The organism is Rhodococcus sp. RS1C4 (assembly GCF_002258225.1).
Taxonomy (GTDB): domain Bacteria; phylum Actinomycetota; class Actinomycetes; order Mycobacteriales; family Mycobacteriaceae; genus Rhodococcoides; species Rhodococcoides fascians_E.
In genome coordinates this window covers 36871-58880 of record NZ_NOXZ01000050.1, presented here as the reverse complement: position 1 = coordinate 58880, position 22010 = coordinate 36871, and the positions used below count along the sequence as shown (strand labels likewise).

20 protein-coding genes and 1 tRNA gene are annotated in these 22010 nt (G+C 65.1%); 9 read left to right on the top strand and 12 right to left on the bottom strand.

Annotated elements, in window-relative coordinates:
* On the bottom strand, window positions 1-384 hold the full coding sequence (locus CH289_RS25375; RefSeq protein WP_020112090.1) for a DoxX family protein: 384 nt from the start codon (window positions 382-384) through the stop codon (window positions 1-3).
* 148 nt (window positions 385-532) lie between these two features.
* Here CH289_RS25375 and CH289_RS25370 point away from each other — a divergent pair, with 148 nt between their 5' ends.
* Together CH289_RS25370 and nudC are read left to right on the top strand one after the other, a co-directional pair.
* A complete protein-coding gene (locus CH289_RS25370; RefSeq protein WP_026347941.1) occupies window positions 533-1600 on the top strand; it encodes a potassium channel family protein in 1068 nt (355 codons plus the stop codon).
* 64 nt (window positions 1601-1664) lie between these two features.
* Window positions 1665-2570 (top strand): NAD(+) diphosphatase, encoded by a 906-nt coding sequence (gene nudC / locus CH289_RS25365; protein ID WP_037142684.1) that lies wholly within the window; start codon window positions 1665-1667, stop codon window positions 2568-2570.
* 43 nt (window positions 2571-2613) lie between these two features.
* On the opposite strand, the gene CH289_RS25360 is transcribed toward nudC, so the two are convergent.
* Window positions 2614-2886, bottom strand: coding sequence for a mycoredoxin (locus tag CH289_RS25360; protein ID WP_026347939.1), 273 nt, complete (start codon window positions 2884-2886; stop codon window positions 2614-2616).
* Between the two features lie 109 nt (window positions 2887-2995).
* On the opposite strand from CH289_RS25360, the gene CH289_RS25355 reads away from it, so the two are divergent.
* From CH289_RS25355 to CH289_RS25345, 3 genes are all read left to right on the top strand, one after another.
* Window positions 2996-5122 (top strand): ATP-dependent DNA helicase UvrD2, encoded by a 2127-nt coding sequence (locus CH289_RS25355; RefSeq protein ID WP_020112087.1) that lies wholly within the window; start codon window positions 2996-2998, stop codon window positions 5120-5122.
* 130 nt (window positions 5123-5252) lie between these two features.
* A complete protein-coding gene (locus CH289_RS25350; protein WP_230594153.1) occupies window positions 5253-5558 on the top strand; it encodes a hypothetical protein in 306 nt (101 codons plus the stop codon).
* A 277-nt stretch (window positions 5559-5835) separates the two neighbouring features.
* On the top strand, window positions 5836-6099 hold the full coding sequence (locus CH289_RS25345) for a WhiB family transcriptional regulator (RefSeq protein ID WP_170947480.1): 264 nt from the start codon (window positions 5836-5838) through the stop codon (window positions 6097-6099).
* A gap of 75 nt (window positions 6100-6174) precedes the next feature.
* On the opposite strand, the gene CH289_RS25340 is transcribed toward CH289_RS25345, so the two are convergent.
* The 3 genes from CH289_RS25340 to CH289_RS25330 all read right to left on the bottom strand — a co-directional run bounded on the left by CH289_RS25340 (window position 6175) and on the right by CH289_RS25330 (window position 10022).
* Window positions 6175-7491 (bottom strand): ABC1 kinase family protein, encoded by a 1317-nt coding sequence (locus tag CH289_RS25340; RefSeq protein WP_019666054.1) that lies wholly within the window; start codon window positions 7489-7491, stop codon window positions 6175-6177.
* Between the two features lie 72 nt (window positions 7492-7563).
* Entirely contained in the window at window positions 7564-8445 is an 882-nt protein-coding gene (locus CH289_RS25335; protein ID WP_020112086.1) for a hypothetical protein, read from the bottom strand.
* Window positions 8446-8594: 149 nt separating this feature from the next.
* Window positions 8595-10022: a zinc-dependent metalloprotease gene (locus CH289_RS25330; RefSeq protein WP_020112085.1), complete on the bottom strand. Its 1428-nt coding sequence runs from the start codon at window positions 10020-10022 to the stop codon at window positions 8595-8597.
* 281 nt (window positions 10023-10303) lie between these two features.
* On the opposite strand from CH289_RS25330, the gene CH289_RS25320 reads away from it, so the two are divergent.
* Entirely contained in the window at window positions 10304-11326 is a 1023-nt protein-coding gene (locus tag CH289_RS25320; protein ID WP_020112083.1) for a YlbL family protein, read from the top strand.
* Between the two features lie 10 nt (window positions 11327-11336).
* Here the strand turns inward: CH289_RS25320 and CH289_RS25315 are convergent, their stop codons facing one another.
* The gene (locus tag CH289_RS25315; RefSeq protein WP_170947479.1) at window positions 11337-11942 is read right to left on the bottom strand and encodes a PPA1309 family protein; all 606 of its coding nucleotides are present in this window, start codon (window positions 11940-11942) and stop codon (window positions 11337-11339) included.
* A 227-nt stretch (window positions 11943-12169) separates the two neighbouring features.
* On the opposite strand from CH289_RS25315, the gene CH289_RS25310 reads away from it, so the two are divergent.
* A complete protein-coding gene (locus CH289_RS25310; RefSeq protein ID WP_026347936.1) occupies window positions 12170-15148 on the top strand; it encodes a UPF0182 family protein in 2979 nt (992 codons plus the stop codon).
* A gap of 107 nt (window positions 15149-15255) precedes the next feature.
* Here CH289_RS25310 and CH289_RS25305 read toward each other — a convergent pair whose 3' ends face one another.
* Window positions 15256-15858: a transglycosylase family protein gene (locus tag CH289_RS25305; protein ID WP_019666048.1), complete on the bottom strand. Its 603-nt coding sequence runs from the start codon at window positions 15856-15858 to the stop codon at window positions 15256-15258.
* A 520-nt stretch (window positions 15859-16378) separates the two neighbouring features.
* On the opposite strand from CH289_RS25305, the gene CH289_RS25300 reads away from it, so the two are divergent.
* Window positions 16379-16455, top strand: a tRNA-Met gene (locus CH289_RS25300).
* A 159-nt stretch (window positions 16456-16614) separates the two neighbouring features.
* The gene (locus CH289_RS25295) at window positions 16615-17133 is read left to right on the top strand and encodes a heme-degrading domain-containing protein (protein ID WP_020112081.1); all 519 of its coding nucleotides are present in this window, start codon (window positions 16615-16617) and stop codon (window positions 17131-17133) included.
* Here CH289_RS25295 and CH289_RS28070 read toward each other — a convergent pair.
* The 5 genes from CH289_RS28070 to CH289_RS25275 form a co-directional block, all read right to left on the bottom strand.
* Complete coding sequence (locus CH289_RS28070) at window positions 17130-17309, bottom strand: hypothetical protein (RefSeq protein WP_141216288.1); 180 nt, start codon at window positions 17307-17309, stop codon at window positions 17130-17132. The two genes, CH289_RS25295 and CH289_RS28070, sit on opposite strands and share 4 nt — an antisense overlap.
* 109 nt (window positions 17310-17418) lie before the next feature.
* Entirely contained in the window at window positions 17419-18693 is a 1275-nt protein-coding gene (locus CH289_RS25290) for an RNA polymerase sigma factor (RefSeq protein WP_094728823.1), read from the bottom strand.
* A 13-nt stretch (window positions 18694-18706) separates the two neighbouring features.
* The gene (locus tag CH289_RS25285) at window positions 18707-19042 is read right to left on the bottom strand and encodes a YciI family protein (protein WP_027498870.1); all 336 of its coding nucleotides are present in this window, start codon (window positions 19040-19042) and stop codon (window positions 18707-18709) included.
* 172 nt (window positions 19043-19214) lie between these two features.
* Window positions 19215-20438 (bottom strand): acyl-CoA dehydrogenase family protein, encoded by a 1224-nt coding sequence (locus tag CH289_RS25280; protein WP_019666043.1) that lies wholly within the window; start codon window positions 20436-20438, stop codon window positions 19215-19217.
* Between the two features lie 46 nt (window positions 20439-20484).
* Complete coding sequence (locus tag CH289_RS25275; protein ID WP_019666042.1) at window positions 20485-21891, bottom strand: acyl-CoA dehydrogenase family protein; 1407 nt, start codon at window positions 21889-21891, stop codon at window positions 20485-20487.
* Window positions 21892-22010 lie beyond the last annotated feature (119 nt).

Here is a 22010-nt window from a genome sequence, read left to right as displayed (position 1 = left end):
TCAGGACAGTCGTCGTACCTTCAGGGCTTCGGTCACCAGTGGAATCTGGAGCGGAAGACGGGCCAGCACAGCGGCTTTGACGACGGGGGAGGTCTTGGGGTTGCTCACGAACCTGCGCGCCATGTCGATGTTCGCGGGAAACACCGCGACGAAGAGCGCTGCAGCGAGCCCGCCACCGAGGCGCCGTGTCGCCGGAACGGCCACTGCACCGGCCACGGCGAGCTCGGCGATTCCCGACACCTGCGTGTACGTGCGCGCCTTGCCCGGAAGAGCGCGGGGTACCTGCATGTCGAAGAACTGGGGGGTGACGAAGTGGAGGACCCCCGCGCCGCCCAGAAGAACGGCGAGTCGTGCGGCCGCGGCGTGACTCGTGCGCTGTGTCATGGCTACACCGTGCCACAAGCGGCGACGACAGTGGTCGACGCGTCGGCACGAGCGAAATCGCGGATTGGGGTTAGGCTGCCAGCCGGACCGTTGCGGTGAACGAACGGGCTGCGACGAGTGCAGATGCGACGAGAGCAGAGAAGGAAACGTGGCTGGTAGATTGCGTGCCCGCTTGAGTGCGGGCGACACGCTGACCGACAAGCCGGACTTCGCGTTGGTGGGTGTTCTGCGGGTCCCGGAGTTGCAGAGCAGCCCGTGGCGCGCGATCTATCGGCGCATCCTCATCGCGCTCGCGGCCTTGCTGCTGGCCGCGGTGATCGTGTACCTGGACCGCGACGGGTATCGGGACGCTCAGGACAACGAACTGTCCTTCCTCGATGCGCTCTACTACGCGACGGTCTCGTTGTCCACGACCGGATACGGCGACATCACCCCGATCGCGCCGTCGGCCCGCCTCGTCAACATTCTGGTGATCACACCACTTCGAATCTTCTTCCTCATCTTGTTGGTCGGCACGACGCTCGCGGTTCTCACGGAGCGTTCCCGGCAGGCATTCAAAATTCAGCGATGGAGGCGCAGCGTGCGCAATCACACCGTGGTCATCGGTTTCGGAACGAAGGGCCGCACCGCGGTCGACGCCATGCTCGGGGACGGTGTTCCCGCGTCGGAGATCGTCGTCGTGGACACGGACCAGACGGTCCTCGATTCCGCGTCCAACATGGGGTTGGTCACGGTGCACGGTTCCGCGACCAAGTCGGACGTGTTGCGATTGACCGGCGCACAGCACGCCGCAGCGATCATCGTCGCCACCAACCGCGACGACACCGCGGTGCTGGTGACGCTCACCGCGCGCGAGATCGCGCCGAAGGCCAAGATCGTCGCGTCGGTACGAGAGGCCGAGAACACTCACCTGGTTCGGCAGTCGGGTGCGGACTCGGTGGTGGTGTCCTCGGAGACCGCAGGACGTCTGCTCGGCATCGCTACCTCGACGCCGAGCGTGGTGGAGATGATCGAGGATCTCCTGACGCCGGAGGCAGGATTCGCTGTCGCCGAGCGCGAAGTCGAGCGCGACGAGGTGGGCGGGTCGCCGCGGCACCTCACCGACATCGTGTTGGGCGTCGTACGCGGAGGCAAGCTGTACCGCGTCGGATCGCCCGAGGTCGACGCCGTCGAGGCATCGGATCGTCTCCTCTACATCCGCCGCGTAGGGGAGTGAACGCGCGGACGATCCAGTCCACGCGGTCGGACGAGCGTCCGAGCGGGCGCAGTAGGGTTCAGTGGTGCCACGATTCGAACTCGCTTCTCCACCGTTGTTGTCCCGCTCGCCACTCGATCGAGCCGAGGAACTTCGAAAGAACACCGACGCGCTGCGCAGCGGCTGGCCGACGGCGAAGGTACTGCAGGTCGATCACCGAGGAAGGCTCCGGGTCGAGGGCGATTCTCTGGTGTACGTCGATGCGACGGACCTCGGTTCGGAACCCGCGCTGGACGCCGTGTTTCTCGGCATCGACGACGGACGTCATCTGTGGGCGCAGCGCGTCGGGGCTCTGACCGGCGAGCTGGGGGACCTTCGGACCATCGGTGAGCGTCTGGACGCGACCCAGCTGTCGATCCTGACGAGCGCGCTCGCGATCCTGAACTGGCATGCGAGTGCAAGCTTCAGTGCGCTCGACGGCGCAGCGACGACTCCGTCGGCGGCCGGGTGGTCGCGGGTCAGCACGTCCAACGGCCACGAGGAGTTTCCCCGCACGGACCCCGCGGTCATCTGCCTCGTGCACGACGGAGCGGACAAGGTCCTCCTGGCCCGGGCTCCGGCGTGGCCGGAGCGTCGATTCTCGGTCCTCGCGGGCTTCGTCGAAGCGGGCGAATCGCTCGAGACCTGCGTCCTACGGGAGATCCGCGAGGAAGTCGGCATCACCGTCTCCGACATCACGTACCTCGGCAGTCAGCCGTGGCCGTTTCCGCGGTCGGTGATGATCGGGTTCTCCGCCGTCGCCGATCCCGAGGTTCCGCTGAACTTCCTGGACGGTGAGATCGCCGAGGCGCACTGGTTCGACCGCAGCGAGGTCCGAGCGGCTCTCGAAGTCGGCGACTGGGCCGCCGACTCCGACTCACGGCTTCTGTTGCCGGGCTCGATCTCGATCGCCCGGGGCATGCTCGAAGCGTGGGCGGGCTCCGCCGGTTAGGTTGCGCAGCGTCGTTACCGCGTCCGACCCGCCACGCGTGGCATCAGAGTCCGAGTGCGCTCTTGACGGCGGCGAGTGACGGGTTGGTCGCGGTCGAGCCGTCGGCGTACAGAACGGTCGGGACGACGTGGTTGCCGCCGTTGACGCTGCCGACGAACTCGGCGGACTTCGGATCTTCCTCGATGTCGATCTCGGCGTACGCGATGCCGGCTTCGTCGAGCTGGGTCTTCAGACGCCTGCAGTAACCGCACCACGTCGTGGAGTAGACGGTCAGTGCCGCGGGGGACTCGGGTGCTGAGTTCTCGGTGGTAGTCACGAGACGATTCAACACCGATGCCGAATGTGTTGTTCCGTCGGTCGAGTGAGCACCGGCGGAGTCCGAGGCGGCAGACGGGATGACGGGTGTGTCGGCACCCCCTGACAAGATGGAGACCATGTCTGTGGATTCGATGACCGCCGGGTTGGATCCCGAACAGTCGGCCGCGGTGTCGGCCCCACGAGGCCCCGTCTGCGTTCTCGCCGGTGCCGGTACCGGCAAGACGAGGACCATCACGAGGCGCATCGCACACCTCGTCGACGCCGGTCACGTGTCGGCCGGGCAAGTCCTCGCAGTGACCTTCACGGCGAGGGCCGCGGGGGAGATGCGCGGCCGGTTGAGAGAACTGGGTGTCGGTGGTGAGGGCCCGTCCGTGCAGGCCCGCACGTTCCACGCTGCTGCGCTGAGGCAGCTGAAGTACTTCTGGCCTCAGGTGGTCGGGGACACGGGCTGGCAGCTTCTGGATCGGAAGTTCGCCCTGGTGAGCCAGTCGGCGCACCGCGCCGGAGTGTCCACGTCGACGGACTCCGTGCGCGATCTGGCCGGTGAGATCGAATGGGCGAAGGGCTCGTTGATCGCACCCGAGGACTACCCGGCAGTGGCCGCGCGGCTGCGCCGGGAGGTGCCGATGGATGCTGCGAAGGTCGCCTCGGTCTACGCCGGGTACGAGGATTTGAAGTCGCACGGCGGCGACGGAATGCTGCTGGATTTCGACGACCTGCTGCTGCACACCGCTGCTGCGCTCGAGGAGCATTCTGCCGTCGCCGACGAGTTCCGTGAGCGGTACCGCTGCTTCGTGGTGGACGAGTATCAGGACGTGACGCCTCTGCAGCAGCGTGTGCTCGATGCCTGGCTCGGTGAGCGTGACGACCTGACGGTCGTCGGTGATGCGAATCAGACGATCTACTCGTTCACCGGCGCGACCCCGCGATACCTACTGGATTTCTCGCGACGCTTTCCCGACGCCACCGTCGTGCGTCTCGAGCGTGACTACCGATCGACTCCCGAGGTGGTGTCGCTCGCCAACCGGGTGATCGGTGCAGCGCGCGGGCGGATCGCCGGGACCCGGCTGCAGTTGATCGGGCAACGCCCGGCAGGCCCAGAACCGGAGTTCTTCGAGTACGACGACGAGCCGGCCGAGGCCGACGGTGTCGCTCGGGCGATCAAGAGGTTGATCGGCAAGGGTGTCGCGCCCGCGGAGATCGCGGTGCTCTACCGCATCAACGCGCAATCGGAGGCGCACGAGCAGGCTCTGACGGAGTTGCAGATTCCGTACCAGGTCCGTGGCGGCGAAGGGTTCTTCAACAGACCTGAAGTGCGGCAGGGTATTTCGGCGCTTCGCAGCGCCGCCGGTAGGGACGATCTGCCGGACGAGTCCAAGTACGGCGACGGCCTGCCGTCGCTGGTGCGAGCTGTACTGGCGCCGCTCGGTTTGACGTCGACGGAGCCGACGGGTGCGCAGGCGCGGGAGAAGTGGGCGTCGCTCGGCGGGCTGGTACAGGTCACCGAAGAATTGTTGGCGCAGGATCCGGCGCTGGATCTGGATCGTCTGCTCGGTGAACTGGCGGCCCGCGCCGAGGCGCGGCATCCACCGGTCGTCCAGGGTGTGACGTTGGCGTCGCTGCATGCAGCGAAGGGTCTCGAGTGGGACGCTGTCTTCATCGTCGGACTCGCCGACGGCACGCTGCCCATTTCGCATGCGCTCGGCAGCGACCCGAGTGCCAACAACGACGCCGCGATCGAAGAGGAACGGCGGCTGCTGTACGTCGGCGTCACTCGTGCGCGCGAGCATCTGCATCTGTCCTGGGCGCTCGCGCGCAACGAGGGCGGTCGCAAATCCAGGCGTCGGTCGCGTTTTCTCAACGGGTTGATTCCCGAGGATTCACCCGCATCACGCATCGCCACTCCGACGACCAAGAAGTCCGGACCCAAGTGCAGGTTGTGCGGCAAACCGTTGATCGGAACGGCGGCGACCATGCTCGGTCGCTGCGAAAGTCACCCGACGGACGTCGATGTTGCTCTGCTCGATGCGTTGAAGGCATGGAGGTTGGACAAATCGCGGGAGCTGAAAGTGCCTGCCTACGTTGTCTTCAGCGATACGACGCTCACGGCCATCGCGGAGCAGCAACCACAGGACGACCGCGGTCTCGTGGCCATTCCCGGGATCGGCGCGAAGAAGTTGGAACGTTTCGGTGAGGACGTCCTGACCGTCGTGCGGGAATCATCGACCAACTGATGTAAAGCCGCAGGTAGAAAATAACTTGTGCAGTTTCGACCAACAGGTTTAGTCTGTTTTCACCGCTCGCGGGAGACCGCGTGCCACAGACATTGTCCGCATATCGATTCGGAAGTAGGAGGTGGAGAACATGAAGATTTTCAATTCGATCGTCACGAGCGCTGTCGCACCCGCGACCGACGCACGGCTGATGCACGTCCTCGGTAACTCCGCTCACTTCTCTTCCGCGTCGACGGGCGCGGCAGTGCGCGTCGCCGGAGCGCATCAGCTCGCGGCCGACGCAGCCTGCGCACCAGCAGCAGTCGTTCCAGCCGCTGCAGCGGCCGAAGCTTCTGCCGCCCAGTGGTTCGCCGCCAAGGCGTCCCCCGCAGCCCGCCGTCGCCGTACGGCAGTGGTGTCCGTGGTCGAAAGTCGATATCGAGAGAAATCTCGGTAGAGCTTTCGACTTGCCTTACAGGCCACGGACCCGCATACGCGGACCGTGGCCTTTTTCGTTCGATGAGTCCCCTCGAATTCGAACTTCTCGGCCCGACCGGTTCGCTCAGATACCGAACAACCGTAAACACGCCGCACGAAAAGTAGAGGAGACCGACGTGTCAACCGCCACGATCCGGACGACATGCCGATACGAACGATCCGAACATGCTGCAACCGAGCGATACTCGGCCACGCACCTCGGCGACCAGGCGACCCCGGCCAGCGAGACCTCCTCGTTGGACACCCAGAATGCCGGCACCCTCGGCGACGAAGTGCCGTGCCGTGTGGCCGATCCGGATCTCTGGTTCGCCGAGACACCGGGAGAATTGGAGCGAGCAAAGGCGCTGTGCGCCGAATGTCCCATTCGGCGCACGTGTTTGAGTGCCGCACTCGACCGTGCCGAGCCATGGGGAGTATGGGGAGGTGAGATTCTCGATCAGGGAGTCGTCATCGCCCGCAAGCGCCCGCGTGGACGGCCGCGGAAGCAGCAGGTCGCGTGACCTGGATGCGATCCGGTGTTCGCCGTATCCATTGCACACCACGGGCGTATCCGCCCCGTTCTCGGACGAGACCGATCAGGTCTCGTCCGAGAACCCAGGCATCCACTCCGTCAGGATGGCCATGTACGGCGCGTAGGCATCCAATTGCGCGCAGATGCCCACGAGTCCGCCCAGCACCCTGAAGATCATGACCTGCTCGGCAGGCATGTTGAGCGCCCGCGCGGTCTTGAACTGCGCACTGTCGAATTCCGTTGCCGTACCAGCAGCTTTCTGCAGCCACGACCTGGTGAAGTGAAAAGAGTCGGTCCTGATCGGATCGGTGAACGGACGTAGGTAATCGGCAATCTCCCTCGCCGTCACCGTTCTACCTGGAATCACGAAACCACTGGCCGTACACAGTTCGACCAGTTCGTCGAACTTTTCTTCCCGCGCCAGCCTGACCATCCGGCCCAACACCGGCGGGAGGCCGTCGGGCATCGGTGCGGTGGCCCCGAAGTCGATCACACCGAGACGCCCGTCGGGCAGCATCATGAAGTTGCCGGGGTGCGGATCGGCGTGCAGCAGGCCCGCGAGTGCGGGCGCAGCGAACGCGAAAAGCACCAGAAGCTCACCCGCGGCATTGCGCTGCTCCACGGAACCGTCGGCGATGATCGACGACAACGAAGTACCGCTCATCCATTCGGTGACCAGCACCTTGGGTGCACTCGCCACCACGCGGGGCACAGCGAACCGGCTGTCACCGTCGAACGTCGACGCGAACACACGTTGGCTCGCCGCCTCGATCCGATAGTCCAGTTCGTCCTCCGTACGGGCGATCAACTCGTCGAGGACTGGTTTGACGTCGGCCCCGGTGAAGATCGCACTGAAGGTGTTGGCAAACCGCGACATCGTCTTCAGGTCGGCACGGAGCGCGTCGTCTGCACCCGGATACTGCACCTTCACAGCGACGTCTCGGCCGTCGGACCATACTGCACGGTGCACCTGCCCGATGCTCGCCGACGCGATCGGGGTGTCGTCGAACGAAGCGAACCGTGACCGCCAGGCGGTGCCCAGCTGCCTGTCCAGTACCCGGTGCACCTTCGCGGCGGGAAGCGGCGGAGCGTCTGCCTGCAGCTTGGTGAGAGCCTCGCGGTACGGTTCGGCGAACTCCTCCGGCACGGCGGCTTCCATCACGGACAACGCTTGCCCGAATTTCATTGCACCGCCCTTGAGCTCGCCCAGTACCGAGAACAACTGCTCGGCAGCTTTGGCGGCAAGATCGGAGTCGATCTCCTGGCGGTTCCCCCCGGCCAACTTCTTTCCGAAACCGACTGCAGCCCGACCGGCGATACCGATCGGGATGCGCGCGAGTTTGGCTGTCCGGGCCGAACCCCGGCGTGGAATGTCTGGCACGCCTCCATCATGTCGGACGGGACGACATTCTGCCGAGACTGCAGGCCACAGCGCCTGTGTTCGCGTCGTTCGTCACACGGCACAATCGCAGTGCGGATGACGAGTCCACCGACGCCGTTCGATGACGTGCGAGCCGAGGTCGATCTCGACGGTCGTGTCGATCAACGACGGTCGACGGTCGCGGACGAACTGGTGTATCTGTCCGAGAACGACCGCCGCGGCTGCCAGGACGGTGGGTTTGTCCGCATGCCCGACGCTGCCGAGGAGCTGCGCGGAGATGTGCGGCCACTGTGGGTCGAGGCCGCCTCTGGTCAGGTCGGCGCACCGGAGACAACTCGTCGTCCCCGGAATGACGAACGGACCGACCACGCCCGTGCCGTCGCGCAACCGAACCTGCACGTGCGGTGTTCTGGCGCGAACCAGCTCGGTCACGAGATGTGGATCAGGGGCCAGGTCGTCCGTGAGTACCGCGACATCGCCGGCCGTGATGGCGGAGCCCGCGACTTTGCCCGCCCCCGACGAGGAACGCCGGACCGTGATCGAGGACGACGTCGGGAGGACCGCGACGACAGCGTCGGCCAGCGGCCCGCGTCCGACGACGTGTACCACGGTCTGCGTCGTTCCCTCGGGAACGTGAGGCCGCGAACGCCCTTCGACCAACAGTTCTGCCTCGACGAGCTCGGCCAGCAGTGTGGACATCGCATTGGCGGACATCCCGACGGTGCCCGCGTACCAGATCGTGTGGGCTCTCGAATGAACTCCGTCGAGCCGACGCAGTAGATCGACGAGGACGTCGTACTCGACACCCGGCGGAGGCGTGACGACGAACGACCGATCCGGATTCCACCCGAGTCGGATCGTGCCGTCTCGTTGCGAGAACACCGGTACGTCGAGCCTGGGCCGCCGCAGCATCGGAACCGGCTGGGCAGAGTGGGGTGATTCCTGGGCGGACATGGACGCAGAGTTGCACACGACGCATCCCCGTCGACGGCGTCGAGGACGGGTTATCCACAGGCCGTCGGACGCCTCACCAGCGCGATCGAGACAAAACGAGGGATGCGCCGAAAATTTCGGCACACCCCTCGTCGACCGTGAATTCGGGATCAGCCGGTGCTGCCGGCGTCCCCGTCCTTCTCGTCCGCGTCCTTCTTGTCCCCGTCGTCCGTGTCCGTCTCGTCCGACTTGTTCTTGGCTGCTCGTTCCTGAGCCTCCATGGCCTCGAGCTGAGCGATGGGGTCGTCGAAGGAGCTGGACCCTCCGCCGATGACGCCGTCGACGAACCCGGCCGGGTCGTCAAGATCGGACGACACCGGCAGGAGGTCCGGGTGGGCCCAGACGCCGTCGCGTCCCTCGATCCCTGCGGCGGTGGTGAGTCGACGCCACAGATCGCCTGCTTCGCGAACCTTGCGCGGACGAAGTTCGAGGCCCACGAGCGTCGCGAACGTCTGCTCGGCCGGTCCACCGGATGCACGTCGGCGACGAATGGTTTCCGCGAGCGCCACGGCGCCGGGCAGCCTTTCCCCGAGGGCTTCGGAGACGACCGTCTCCACCCAGCCTTCGACGAGGGCGAGCAGAGTCTCGAGTCGTTCGAGCGCCTGCTTCTGTTCGGGAGTCGTCTGCGGCTCGAACGCGCCCTGCTGCAGAATCTCCTCGATCTTCGACGGATCGGTCAGCGACGCCGGGTCGAGGCCCGACGCGGCTTCCTCGATGGCCGAGAAGTCCATCCTGATACCGCGTGCGTACTCCTCGACCGTCGCCAGCACGCGCTGACGAAGCCACGGAACGTGGCTGTACAGGCGCTGGTGCGCAGCTTCGCGGGCTGCGAGGAACACCAGAACTTCACGTTCGGGTTGTTCCAACCCCTCGGTGAACGCCGTGATGGACTCGGGGAGAAGCGCGGACACTCCGTTCGGTCCGAGGGGAATTCCGATGTCGGTCGACGTCAGAACCTCCTTGGACAGCTGCCCCAACGCCTGGCCGAGCTGGGAACCGAACGCCATGCCGCCCATCTGCGTGAGCATCCCCATCATCGGTCCCGCCATCTGCTGCGCTTCGGCAGGCAGACCGGCAGTCCACATTCCGGAAATCTGCTCGGCCACCGGATCGCACAGCCTCTTCCAGGTGTCGATCGTGTTCTCCAACCAGTCGACCGGAGTCCACGCCGACGTCTTGGACGCACCAGCGGGAAGAGTCGTCGCGCCGTCGAGCCACAGTTCCGCGAGATGAGCGGCCTCGGAGACCGCGTCGGCCTTGCCCTTGCCGACGGGAGTGAAGTCCCCGATCTGCTGGCGTGCCAACTGCTTGGCCAGGTCGTAGTTGACCGGGCCCGCAGCGGAGCCACCGGCACCGGGCGTACCCATGCCGCTCAACATCTGCCCGAACTGGGTGAGCATCTGCCCCAGGGCCGCAGGATCGAAACCCTCGGTGCCGAAGCCGAAACCGCCGGGATTACCGCCGGAGCCCTCGCCACCGCTCTGATCCTTCTTCTTGTCCGGATCCTCGTCGGAGCCCTGAAAACCGAAATTGCTCATAAGTCAACGGTACAAGGCGAGGGCGCGAACAGCACCGCTGGTGATCACGCTTACGGCGAACGCTGTGAGTGGAGCCTGCGGAATGAACCAGGAGGCTGTGAGTGGAGCCTGCGGAATGAACCAGGAGGCTGTGAGTGGAGCCTGCGGAATGAACCGGTGGGCTGTGAGTGGAGCCTGCGGAATGAACGGGGAGGCTGTGAGTGGAGCCTGCGGAATGAACGTGGTGGGTTCTGACGGGGGTCTCACATCGTCGTCACAGTCGGCGGATCTATGTTTGTCGGGTGAATCGTCGGATTGCCACTCTTGTCGCCGCCCTCGTACCGGTTGTCGTGCTCGGTGTGGTCGGTACCGTCGTGACGGTTCCGTTCGCTGCGCTCGGACCGGGACCGACGTACAACACCCTCGGTGATGCGGACGGGGTTCCTGTCGTGCAGATCGACGGGACGGATGTCGATCCCACCACCGGGCATCTGAACATGACGACGGTGGCGGTGCGTGATCAGCTGAACATCTTCGAAGCGCTCGGTTACTGGGCGAGTGGACGGCAAGGGCTCGTCCCGCGCGAGGAGGTGTATCCGCCGAACAAGACGAAAGAAGAGGTCCAGGAAGGCAATCAGGCCGATTTCGAACAGTCCGAGAACAGTGCTCAGCTCGCGGCGCTGCACCATCTGGGACTGCCCGTTGTTCTCGTCGTCGGTTCGGTGGCGCCCGACGGTCCGGCCGCAGGCCTGTTGAACGAAGGTGAGCGGCTCGTGTCGGTGGCGGGGGAGCCCGTCGCTTCGGTCAGCGCTGTGCGTGAGTCGGTCAGTGCTCGCTCACCGGGGGAGTCCGTCGACATCGTCGTGGAGAAGGACGGTGCCACCCGGACCGAGTCGGTGGTGCTCGGTTCCCGTCCCGACGATGCGGAGTCCGGCTACCTCGGGGTCACACCTGCCGAGGAGCCCGACGTTCCGTTCACGGTCACGTTCAACCTGGCCGACGTCGGCGGGCCCTCGGCCGGTCTGATGTTCAGCCTGGCCGTCGTCGACAAGTTGAGTCCCGGCGAGCTGAGCAACGGCGATTTCGTCGCCGGGACCGGCACCATCGATTCGGCCGGAGCAGTCGGGCCGATCGGCGGCATTCCGTACAAGCTGATCGCTGCGCGTGAGGCCGGGGCGACGACGTTTTTGGTGCCGTCGCAGAACTGCGACGAGGCGTCGCAGAACGTTCCTGCCGGACTTCGTCTGGTCAAGGTCGACTCGCTCGACGGAGCCATCGACTCGCTCGATGCCCTCGGCCGCGGGGAAGACGCGCCCAGCTGCTGACGAACCGAGGTCAGTCGTCCTCGACGAGGTCGAATGTCGCGTGCAGGGCGGCGACGATGCCGGGTGCAAGGCCCTCGTAGAGCAGGAGCTCCACCGGGGCGAACGGATCCGCGTCCTCGTCGGGCTGCAACTGCAGAAGGGTCAGGGACGGACCGTCCTTGAGCACGGCTGCGATGAGCCTGCCGTCCTTGCGGTCGGGATGCGCATGGGCGGCGGCGCGGGCGGCGTCGTCGGCCGCGTCTCGGTCGGCGAGAAGTGGGACCAGTGCGTCGTCGAGTGCCGACTCCGCGGTGGGAGGCAGGACGACGATCTCCTGCACCAGTGCGCACCCGACGACACCGTCCGGCCACGTCGTGGTGGCCAGGAATTCGTCGAGCGCGGGCGATCCGCCGGTGATGTCCTCGGGTAGCGAGTGCTGCTGGATCGGGGTGAGCAACGCACCGTCGGCGAGGTCGTCGAGCAGTCCGGGTTCGGCGGCCGCCAGAAGTTCGGTGGGAACCAGCGCGAACAGCTGGGGGACCTGACCCCAGCCTTCACCGTCCACGAAGTCGGCGACCTCGCGCGCGCACCGCCCGAGAGCGGCACCGAGGGCATCGTTGTCGGCGTTGGGTTCCACGCCGTCACGGAACAGGTCGTCGCTGAAATCGCTCACCCGCCCATCTTCCCATTCCGCTGTTCGGCCGTCGCCGACCCATGGTCCGCGCGCGCAGGACGAAGGGGTGTCAGCGGCCGGTGCCGCCGTTCCGTACAGTGGTTCCCAAATCGGACAGGCGACGCACTCGGTGCGCCGTCGAACCCCATCAGCGATACCTAGGTGTATCGCCCGAAGTTGGAGTGTGGCACGTGGGCATGAGGGCCCCAACCGGTCTACCGTCGCTGTCGCGGCGCGGACGGATTCTACTTGTTCTGGCTTTGGTCCTCGCAGCGTTGCTGCTTGTCGGCCCTCGCCTCATCGACACCTACACGAACTGGCTTTGGTTCGGGGAGGTCGGCTTTCGGCAGGTCTTCACGACCACGCTGCTGACGCGCGTCGTTCTGTTCCTGGTCGTCGGATTGTTCGTCGGCGCGGTGGTCTTCGCGTCGCTGCTGCTCGCGTACCGCAATCGGCCGGTGTTCGTTCCGGTCGCCGGTCCGAACGATCCGGTCGCCCGCTATCGCACCACGGTGATGAGCCGTCTGCGCCTGTTCGGTATCGGAATACCGTTGGCGTTCGGCATCATCTCGGGACTGATCGCGCAGACCAACTGGGTGACGGTCCAGTTGTTCCTCAACGGTGGCGAATTCGGAATCACCGACCCACAGTTCAACTTGGACTACGGCTTCTACTCGTTCGATCTGCCGTTCTACCGATTCATCCTGAACTGGCTGTTCGTCGCGACGCTGATCGCATTCTTCGCAAACCTGCTCACGCAGTACGTCTTCGGCGGAATCCGGCTGGCGGGTCGTGAGGGCGCTCTGACCCGCGCGGCGCGCATCCAGCTCGCGGTGCTCGCCGGATCGTTCGTGTTGTTCAAGGCGATCGCGTACTGGCTGGACCGGTACTCGCTGCTGTCCAGCGGACGCAAGGAACCCATCTTCACCGGTGCCGGCTTCACCGACATCAACGCGGTGCTTCCTGCCAAGCTGATCCTGCTCGCCATCGCGTTGATCTGTGCCGCAGCCTTTTTCGCCGCGATCTTCCTCCGTGATCTGCGTGTTCCCGCTCTCGCGACGGCACTCCTGGTGTTGTCCTCCATTCTCGTCGGCGCGGTCTTCCCGCTGCTGATGGAGCAGTTCTCGGTCCGACCGAACGCGGCCGAGAAGGAGCGTACGTACATCGAGCGCAACATCGCCGCGACGCGTGACGCGTACGGCATCGGGGACGATCAGGTGGAGTACCAGCCGTACTCGGGAGAAGGCTCGCAGAATCCCCGCGAGAGCGACGCGGACATCACGACCATCGCCAACACTCGTCTTCTGGATCCGAACGTGCTGTCTCGCACGTTCACCCAGCAGCAGCAGCTGAAGAACTTCTTCGGCTTCCCGTCGACCCTGGACGTCGACCGTTACGAGATCGACGGCCAGCTCCAGGACTACATCGTCGCCGCCCGTGAGCTGTCGCCGGAGTCCCTGACCGGTAACCAGACCGACTGGATCAACCGCCACACGGTCTACACCCATGGAAACGGCTTCGTCGCCGCGCCGGCCAATCGCGTCAACGCGGCCGTCGAGGATCCGACAGCAGAGGGTGCCACCAGCAACAGCGGCTACCCGATCTACACCGTCAGCGACATCGCCTCGCAGGGCCAGGATCAGGTCATCCCGGTCGATCAACCTCGCATCTACTACGGCGAGGTGATCGCCCAGGCCGACCCGGACTACGCCATCGTCGGCGCGACGGGCGCCGGTGACCGTGAATACGACACGGACGATTCCAACTACACCTACACCGGTGCGGGCGGCGTCTCGGTCGGCAACTGGTTCAACCGTCTCGCCTTCGCGGCGAAGTATGCCGAGCGCAACATTCTGTTCTCGGGCGCCATCGGTGACGACTCCAAGATCATCTTCAACCGCGATCCTCGGGACCGCGTCCAGAAGGTGGCCCCGTGGTTGACGACCGACACGGACTCCTACCCGGCGGTCGTGGACGGCAAGATCGTCTGGATCGTCGACGGTTACACCACGTTGGAGAACTTCCCGTACGCGCAGCGGGCGTCGCTGGACGGTCTGACCGCGGACAGCATCGAGCCCACGACCGGCAGGCCGCTCCCGCGCGAGGAAGTGTCCTACATCAGGAACTCGGTCAAGGCCACCGTCGACGCATACGACGGCACCGTGACGCTCTACCAGGTCGACGACACCGACCCGGTGTTGAAAGCGTGGATGGGTGTGTTCCCGGATTCGGTTCAGCCGGAGTCGGATATTTCGCCGGAGCTTCGGTCGCACTTCCGCTACCCGGAGGATCTGTTCAAGATCCAGCGCGAGATGCTGGCCAAGTATCACGTCGACAACCCCAGTGAGTTCTTCACCAACAACGCGTTCTGGTCGGTTCCCAGTGATCCGACGGTGGACGGCGGAACGGACTTGAATCAGCCTCCGTACTACGTGCTGATCGGTGATCCGGAGACCGGTGAACCGTCGTTCCGTCTGACCAGTGCGATGGTCGGGTTCAACCGTGAACTTCTCTCCGCGTACATCTCGGTGCGTTCGGATCCGGAGAACTACGGAAAGTTCACGGTGCTGCAGCTACCGACCAACACGCAGACGCAGGGTCCACAGCAGGCGCAGAACTCGATGACATCGGATTCGCGCGTGGCCTCGGATCGGACGCTTCTTCAGCAGTCCAACACGATTCAGTACGGCAACCTGCTGACCCTGCCCATCGCGAACGGCGGCATTCTGTACGTCGAACCGCTGTACACCGAACGGAACACGGCTTCGACGTCGACGTTCCCACAGTTGACCAGGGTTCTCGTCAGCTACCGCGAGCCAGGTTCGGGAGGCGGCGTCCGCGTCGGGTACGCCGCAACGTTGTCCGAGGCCTTGGACCAGGTCTTCGGATCGGGTACAGGTACCGCGGCGACGGCACCGGGAGGTGACGCCGCGGATCCGCAGTCGACGGCGGAAGCGCCCGACACAGCGAACGGCACCGAGCAGGGAACGGCGCCGGCACCGGCGACCACGCCGCCGGCGACCGGTGGTCAGCCATCGGCCGCGGAGGTGCAGCGTCTGAACTCTGCTCTGGCCGACGTCAGGTCTGCGCAGCAGAGCGGCGACCTGGGTCGTCTGGGTGACGCGTTCGATGCCCTTCAGCAGGCCATCGACGCGTACAACGCCAACTGACCGTGCACTGATCCGGCAGCCGCACACACGAAGGCGCCCGCATCGCTTCTCTTCCTGAAGCGGTGCGGGCGCCTTCGTATATCAGCAGGTCAAGCCTGCGGACGGATTCAGCGTCCGATCGACGCGAGAACCGGGTTGGTGCTGACGAGCTGCTCGAACTGAGCGCTCAGGCCGTACTGGTCTGCAATGCCCTTTGCGGCGTCGAAGCCCTGCTTGGCTGCTGCGGTTGCCTGATCGACAGCCTGCTGCGCCGGTGCCTGGAACTCGGGCGCGACCGGAAGTGCCGGTGCTGCGGGAGCAGCGGGTGCCTCTTCGACAGCGGGTGCGGCCGGTGCAGCGGGGGCTGCCTCGGGCTCCGGGGTGGATGCACCGGTGGTGAGGTTCTGGCCGCAGACCGGCCATGCGCCGACGCCCTGGCTCTGCAGCGTGTTCTCGGCAACGCGAATCTGCTCTGCCTTCGAGGCGTTGTGCGGCGATCCGGTGCCGCCGTTGGCGGTCCAGGTGCTCTGCGAGAACTGCAGGCCGCCGTAGTAGCCGTTTCCGGTGTTGATGTTCCAGTTGCCGCCGCTCTCGCACTGTGCGACGCCGTCCCAGTTGTGCTCGGCTGCGCTGGCGGTGCCCACGGAAAGGCCGAGGGGAATCGCAACGACGGCGCCGGTAACGGCGGCCCATCCGAGTGCACGCTTGCCGAAATGAGTTTCCTTGGTCATGCGGGGTGAATCCTCTCCGCGCTTGCCTGCGCAACCCAGCCAGGGGACGACGATCGTTCGTGGTCGTCTCCGGGCACCGTGTACGAGAGGCCGGCGGGAGGACTCGGTGCGCGGCGTCGTACGTGTTGCGGCTCTGCCCCCGTGCGTATCGGGGAACCGTTCCCCGCGGGGCAGAGCGATGCAGCGGCGGGGGCGGTACTGACCCTGCGTTGTAGGGCCGACCGTGAAGGTAGTCGAGGATCGTCGTGACGTCACACAAAGAATTCGGGAACCCCCTGTCCATCATGTGAGACGGGTATTGGTGAAACTGCAGGTGGGACGGCCCCGGAATGTATTCGAGTCCCGTTCGTTACATAGCTGTTATGTGGGATGTCTCACGCAGTTTCTGTGGTCCAGCGCACTGGTTTCGGCTGTTGTTTCCGGTATTTCGCATGTCGAACGACGCAACGGTGTACTTGTCGACGGCTGTGCACGCGATTTGCATCCGGCGGACACCTTCGGGTAACTTCATCTCTTGCAACGCGGGGTGGAGCAGCTCGGTAGCTCGCTGGGCTCATAACCCAGAGGTCGCAGGTTCAAATCCTGTCCCCGCTACCAACGCAAGAACCCGGCACCGTTCGACGGTGCCGGGTTCTTTGCTGTGTGCCCGAGGTGAGCGCCCTTTCGCTCGCATGCAGTCCACTCGGCCGGCCTTCGGCGGCGTTCCGGTAGTTCGTCAGGACATAAAGACTTAATGGTTCGCGACAGGAGACGGCAATGGCAGATGTGAACGAGGAACAGGCACGGTGGGCCGCTGTGCATGCGCGAGTCGTGGAGCAGGAGAAGCTGATCGGCTTCGAGCGCTTCGACTACGACGATGCCTGGGCTGTCGGATCTACCTTGGTTGCCGCAGCCCGAGACACAGGGTTGCCGATAGTCGTATCGATCGTGTTCGGCGAGCAGCGGGTTTTTCACGCGGCCGTCGCCGGCAGCACGGCCGTGAACGACGACTGGGTCGGCTACAAGATCAACACCGTTCGCCGACACAATCTTTCGTCGTACGGGGTAGGCAGTCAGTATCGATCGGAAGGTCGGGACTTCGACGCCGAATCGCGGTACGACAACAGCCGATACGCAGCAGCAGGCGGAGCTGTTCCCATTCGAGTAGCGGGGTCACTCATCGGCGTCATCGGGATTTCGGGCCTGCCGGAAGCCGACGACCATCAGATGGTCGTCGACGCCCTTGCTTCGCATCGATCGCGCGCGATTCCAGCCGAACTGCGGGTCGGCAACTAGCTCGAGGAATCCGATTCCGTGCTCGCTGCGGACGATTCATCCGTCTCGTCCGCGGTGAGGTCGACGGTATCGACCCCCTCGAGAGCCGTGAGCTCCTGTTCGGCCTCGGCGATGAGTCCCTTGGCTTCGTCCTTGATCTTCTTCGCCCACTCGGACATCGTTGCCCTCACTTCCATCGAATATCGATTCCTGCAGTCCTCTCAGTCTATGAGTGTCGGTTCCGGCCCCGAGCGGGCAGCGTCGGACTCGTCCATCCGACAGTGACCCTGCAGTCCGTTTCGGGCATCACGAGCCCGCGGCCTCCCGAGCTTCGTCGGCCCGCCGTCGGAGGTAATCGCGCTCGGGTATCGACCCGGCAGTCGCGCACGCGCGCTCGAAACAGGTCGCTGCGTCCGACGATGCACCGAGGCGGCTGAGTACGTCGCCGCGAGCAGCGTGATACGGCGAGTAGGCCTGCAGGGCGGGTTCGTCGGCCAACGCGTCGAGCTCCATCAGCCCAGCGACCGGCCCGTCGCGCACCGCAATTGCGGCTGCTCGGTTCACAGCGACGACGGGAGACGGGGCGAGCGACATCAACACGCCGTACAGTTCCACGATCTGCGCCCAATCGGTGGCCTCCCACGTTTCCGACTCCACGTGGAGGGCTGAAATCGCGGCCTGTACCGAGTAGGGGCCGGCGGCTCCGCCCGTCAGCGCCCGTACGGTCAGGTCGGCTCCCTCGTCGATCATCTCCCGATCCCACCGGGCCCGGTCCTGCTGGTCGAGCATCACGAGCGTTCCGTCGCCGTCCACTCGTGCCGCAGAGCGCGCGTGAACCGACAACATGAGCGCCAGCAATCCCGTCACCTCCCGTTCGCGGGGCAGCAGGGCCTGCAGGATACGGGCGAGCCGAATTGCCTCGTCGGCAAGATCGACACGGACCAGGTCGTCACCGCTCGACGCCGCGTACCCCTCGGTGAAAATCGAATACACGACCTGCAGCACCACCGTCAGTCTGGCGGGCAGCTCGTCGGGGCCGGGTATTCGAAACGGAACCCGGGCCTCTCGGATCTTCTTCTTGGCCCGTGAGATTCGCTGACCCGCAGTCGATGACGGGATCATGAAAGCCCGGGCCACCTCGGCGGTCGTGAGCTGCGCGAGGCAACGCAACGTGAGCGCAACTCGGTCGTCGACGTTCAGTGCTGGATGCGCGCACATGAAGAACATCTGCAGCCGTTCATCGGGCACGTCGTCGTCGAAGGCGCCGGCCGCGAGCGACTCGGTTCGCTGCCCGATACCCGCGCGATCCTGCTCGATCTGAAGTATCGCCAGCTTGGTCGAGAGCGTCCGATCTCTGCGGAGGCGATCGACCGCCCGGCGCCTGGCCGTGGTCAACAGCCAGGCGCCGGGTTTCGTGGGCATTCCGTCGATCGGCCAACGCTGCAACGCAACCTCGATCGCTTCCGAGGTGACTTCCTCGGCCAGGTCGATGTCGCCGTAGCGGTGCACCATCGACGCCAGAAGTCGCCCGTGCTCCTCCCTGAAGACGTCCGAGAGGGAGGCGCGTACGTCGTCGGACACCGGCGTGACGCCGTCAGTACTCGGCGACAGGACGGACGACGACGGAGCCCCCGCCCTTGGAACCGGGGCACCGTGCGGCCCAGTCCAACGCGGCGTCGAGGTCGGGGACATCGATGATCTCGAAGCCCCCCAGAACCTCGCGGGTCTCCGCATACGGTCCGTCGGTGATGCTGCGTTCTCCGGACGAATCGACCTGCACGGTCGTCGCCGTCGTGAGGTCGGCCAGTGCGTGACCGGTGACCCATACGCCTGCGTCCTGCATCTCCTTGCCGTACTGCACCCAGTCCGACGGAGTGCATCCGTTGTCGAAATCGGCACGCGGTGCGTTGATCAGCAGCATGTACTTCATGGTGTCCTCCATCGAATTGCTCTTCTGTCTGCGTACATGATGACGACGAACGGGATACGCCGTCTTCGACACGACCCGAAGAAGTTTTTCGGTGGACACCCGATTCTTCCGTCGATACGCGACGTGGCCCCGCGAACCTCACGGTCCACGGGGCCACGTCGTCACAGCTACATCACTTCAGTTCGGCGGATGTCTTTCCGAGAACACGACGGGCGACGATCAACTGCTGAATCTGCTGGGTGCCTTCGAAGATGTCGAGAATCTTCGCGTCACGGCTCCACTTCTCGAGCAGAAGGCGCTCGGAGTAGCCGTAGCTGCCTGCCAGTTCGACGGCCTTGAGCGTGATGTCGGTGGCCGAGCGGCCGGCCTTCGCTTTGGCCATCGACGCCTGCAGCGAGTTCGGCTCCTTGTTGTCGGCCATCCACGCGGCCCGCAGCGCGAGCAGATGAGACGCCTCCCAATCGGCCTCGAGACGCAGGAACTCGGCTGCCGCGGCATGCTGACTGTAGGCGGGAGTGGTGTACGAGATCTCCACGCCGGCCTCGTCGAGGATGGAGCGCAGTTCTTCGAGGGCGGCACGAGCCACACCGATGGCCATACCTGCGACGAGCGGGCGAGTGTTGTCGAACGTCTGCATGACGCCCGCAAAACCCTTCTCGGTGTTCACCTCGGCGGAACCGAGGAGGTTGTCCTTCGGGATTCGGCAATCCTCGAGCAGGAGAGCGGCGGTGTCCGACGCCTTGATACCGAGCTTGTGCTCGAGCCGAGCAACACTCAGGCCCGGTGCGTCACGCGGTACGACGAAGGACTTGATCGCCGCGCGGCCCTTGGAACGGTCGACACTCGCCCACACCACGATGTGCGTCGAGCGTTCACCGGCGGTGACGTAGATCTTCTCGCCGTTGAGGACCCACTCGTCTCCGTCGAGCACCGCAGTCGTCGTCACGGCAGCGGAGTCCGAGCCGAAGCTCGGTTCGGTGATGGCCATCGATGCCCACACCTTGCCGAAGCGTTCGAGCTGCTCGTCGGTGGACACGGCCGCGATGGCGGAGTTGCCGAGGCCCTGGTACGGAATGGACAGTGTCAAACCGACATCGCCCCAGCAGGTTTCGATGACGTTGACCAACGCAGCCATGTTGCCGCCGTTGGCATTGGCGGTCTTGCTGGGCTTCGGAGCGCTCTCGCTGTCCTTTTCCCGGCCACCAGCGGCGCCGCCGACCTCGGTACCGGCGTCGGACATTCCCTCCACCATGGATGCCATGGTGTCGAGTTCGACGGGGTACTCGTGCTCGGCGAGGTCGTACTTGCGAGAGATCGGGCGGAAGATCTCGGCCGCAACCTGGTGAGCCTGATTCGCCTGTGCCCGAAGCTTCTTGGGAAGTTCTAGATTGATCATGAGTTCAGTCCTTGACCGATGAGTTGCCTACGAGGATGGGGGCGAATCAGATGAGGACGATGCCCTCGGTGACACCGACAGCGCGGAGATCGCGGTACCAGCGTTCGACCGGATGTTCCTTGGTGAATCCGTGTCCACCGAGCAACTGCACACCGTCGGAACCGATCTGCATGCCCTTCTCGGCGGCGAGGCGGCGGGCGAGTGCTGCTTCACGTGCGAACGACTTGCCCTGCTCGGCTCGCGATGCGCCGCGAAGAGTGACCAAGCGCAGCCCGTCCAGCTCGATCGCGATGTTGGCGACCATGAACGCAACCGCCTGGCGGTTGCTGATCGGCTCGCCGAACGCCTCGCGCTCGTTCACGTACGGAATCACGTAGTCGAGGACGGCCTGGCCTGCGCCGACTGCGAGAGCGGACCAGCCGAGCCGGGCAAGGCTGATGGCGTCGGCGTAGTCGAGTGCGCGCTGATCTGCGTCTCCATCACCGAGCAGTGCGGATTCCGGAACCGCGACGTCGGTCAGTACGAGTCGACCCAGGCCGGCGGCACGCAGCCCCATGCTCGGATCGGCTTCGACGACGAGACCCTTGGTGTCGGACTCGACGATGAAGAACGCAGGCCTGCCTTCGAGTTCGGCGGCAACGACGAACAGTTCGGAGCTACCCGCCGCAGGCACGACGCTCTTGACGCCGTTGAGCTTGAATCCGCTGGGGGAGCGCACGGCCTTGGTCTGCAGAGCGAACGGGTCGAACAGTGCACGCGGCTCGTTGACCACGACGGCCGCACCCGGGACCTTCTCACCGACGAACGCGGGCAGGTAGGTCTTCTGCTGCGCGTCGGTGCCCCACTGCGTCAACGCGACCGCGACACCGCTCGGCGCGAGGATGGGAAGCGCGAGTCCGAGGTCGCCGTGGGCAAGCGCTTCCGCCACCAATGCGTTGGTGACGGCGCCACGCTCGGTGGCCGCGCCGTCGAGTTCTTCGGGAACGTTGATGAAGGTGATGCCGAGTTCAGCAGAGCGACGAACGAGATCCTCGGGCGACGATGCTGCCGCATCTGCGTCGTGCGCTGCGGGTCGGAGGATCTCCTCGGCGAACTCCTTGACGGTCTCGACGATCATGCGCTGCTCGTCGTCCGGAGTGAGGTCGAAGTAGTCGAGGTTCTTGACCGCGGCGTCCTCGAGGCGTTTCGGCTTGTCGCCTCCGGTGACCTTCGCGAACGTGCGGTTGGCGGCGCCGAGGGTCTTGAAACCCGTCTTGGTGCTCTCGTACGTCACGCGGTCGATGGTCTGGCGAAGGTTGTACTTCTCCGCGAGGTCGGACCCGGTGATTGCCGTGAGCACACGCATGGCGGTGCCGATGGCGTCTCGCTTGAACGGGTTGAGGCCAACTGCGGATGTATCGCGAGGCGCCTTGCGCTTCGTCTCGATGACACTGTCTTGCTTGCTCATGATCACCAGCTGTTTCTCGGCGTCGGGCTCGGACGGGATCTATCTTACTCCCGGGTAAGTTAGCTGTCTACTCCCGAGTAAGAAGTTGGCCCTTCGCGCACGTCACACCCGTTGTGGGAGCATTC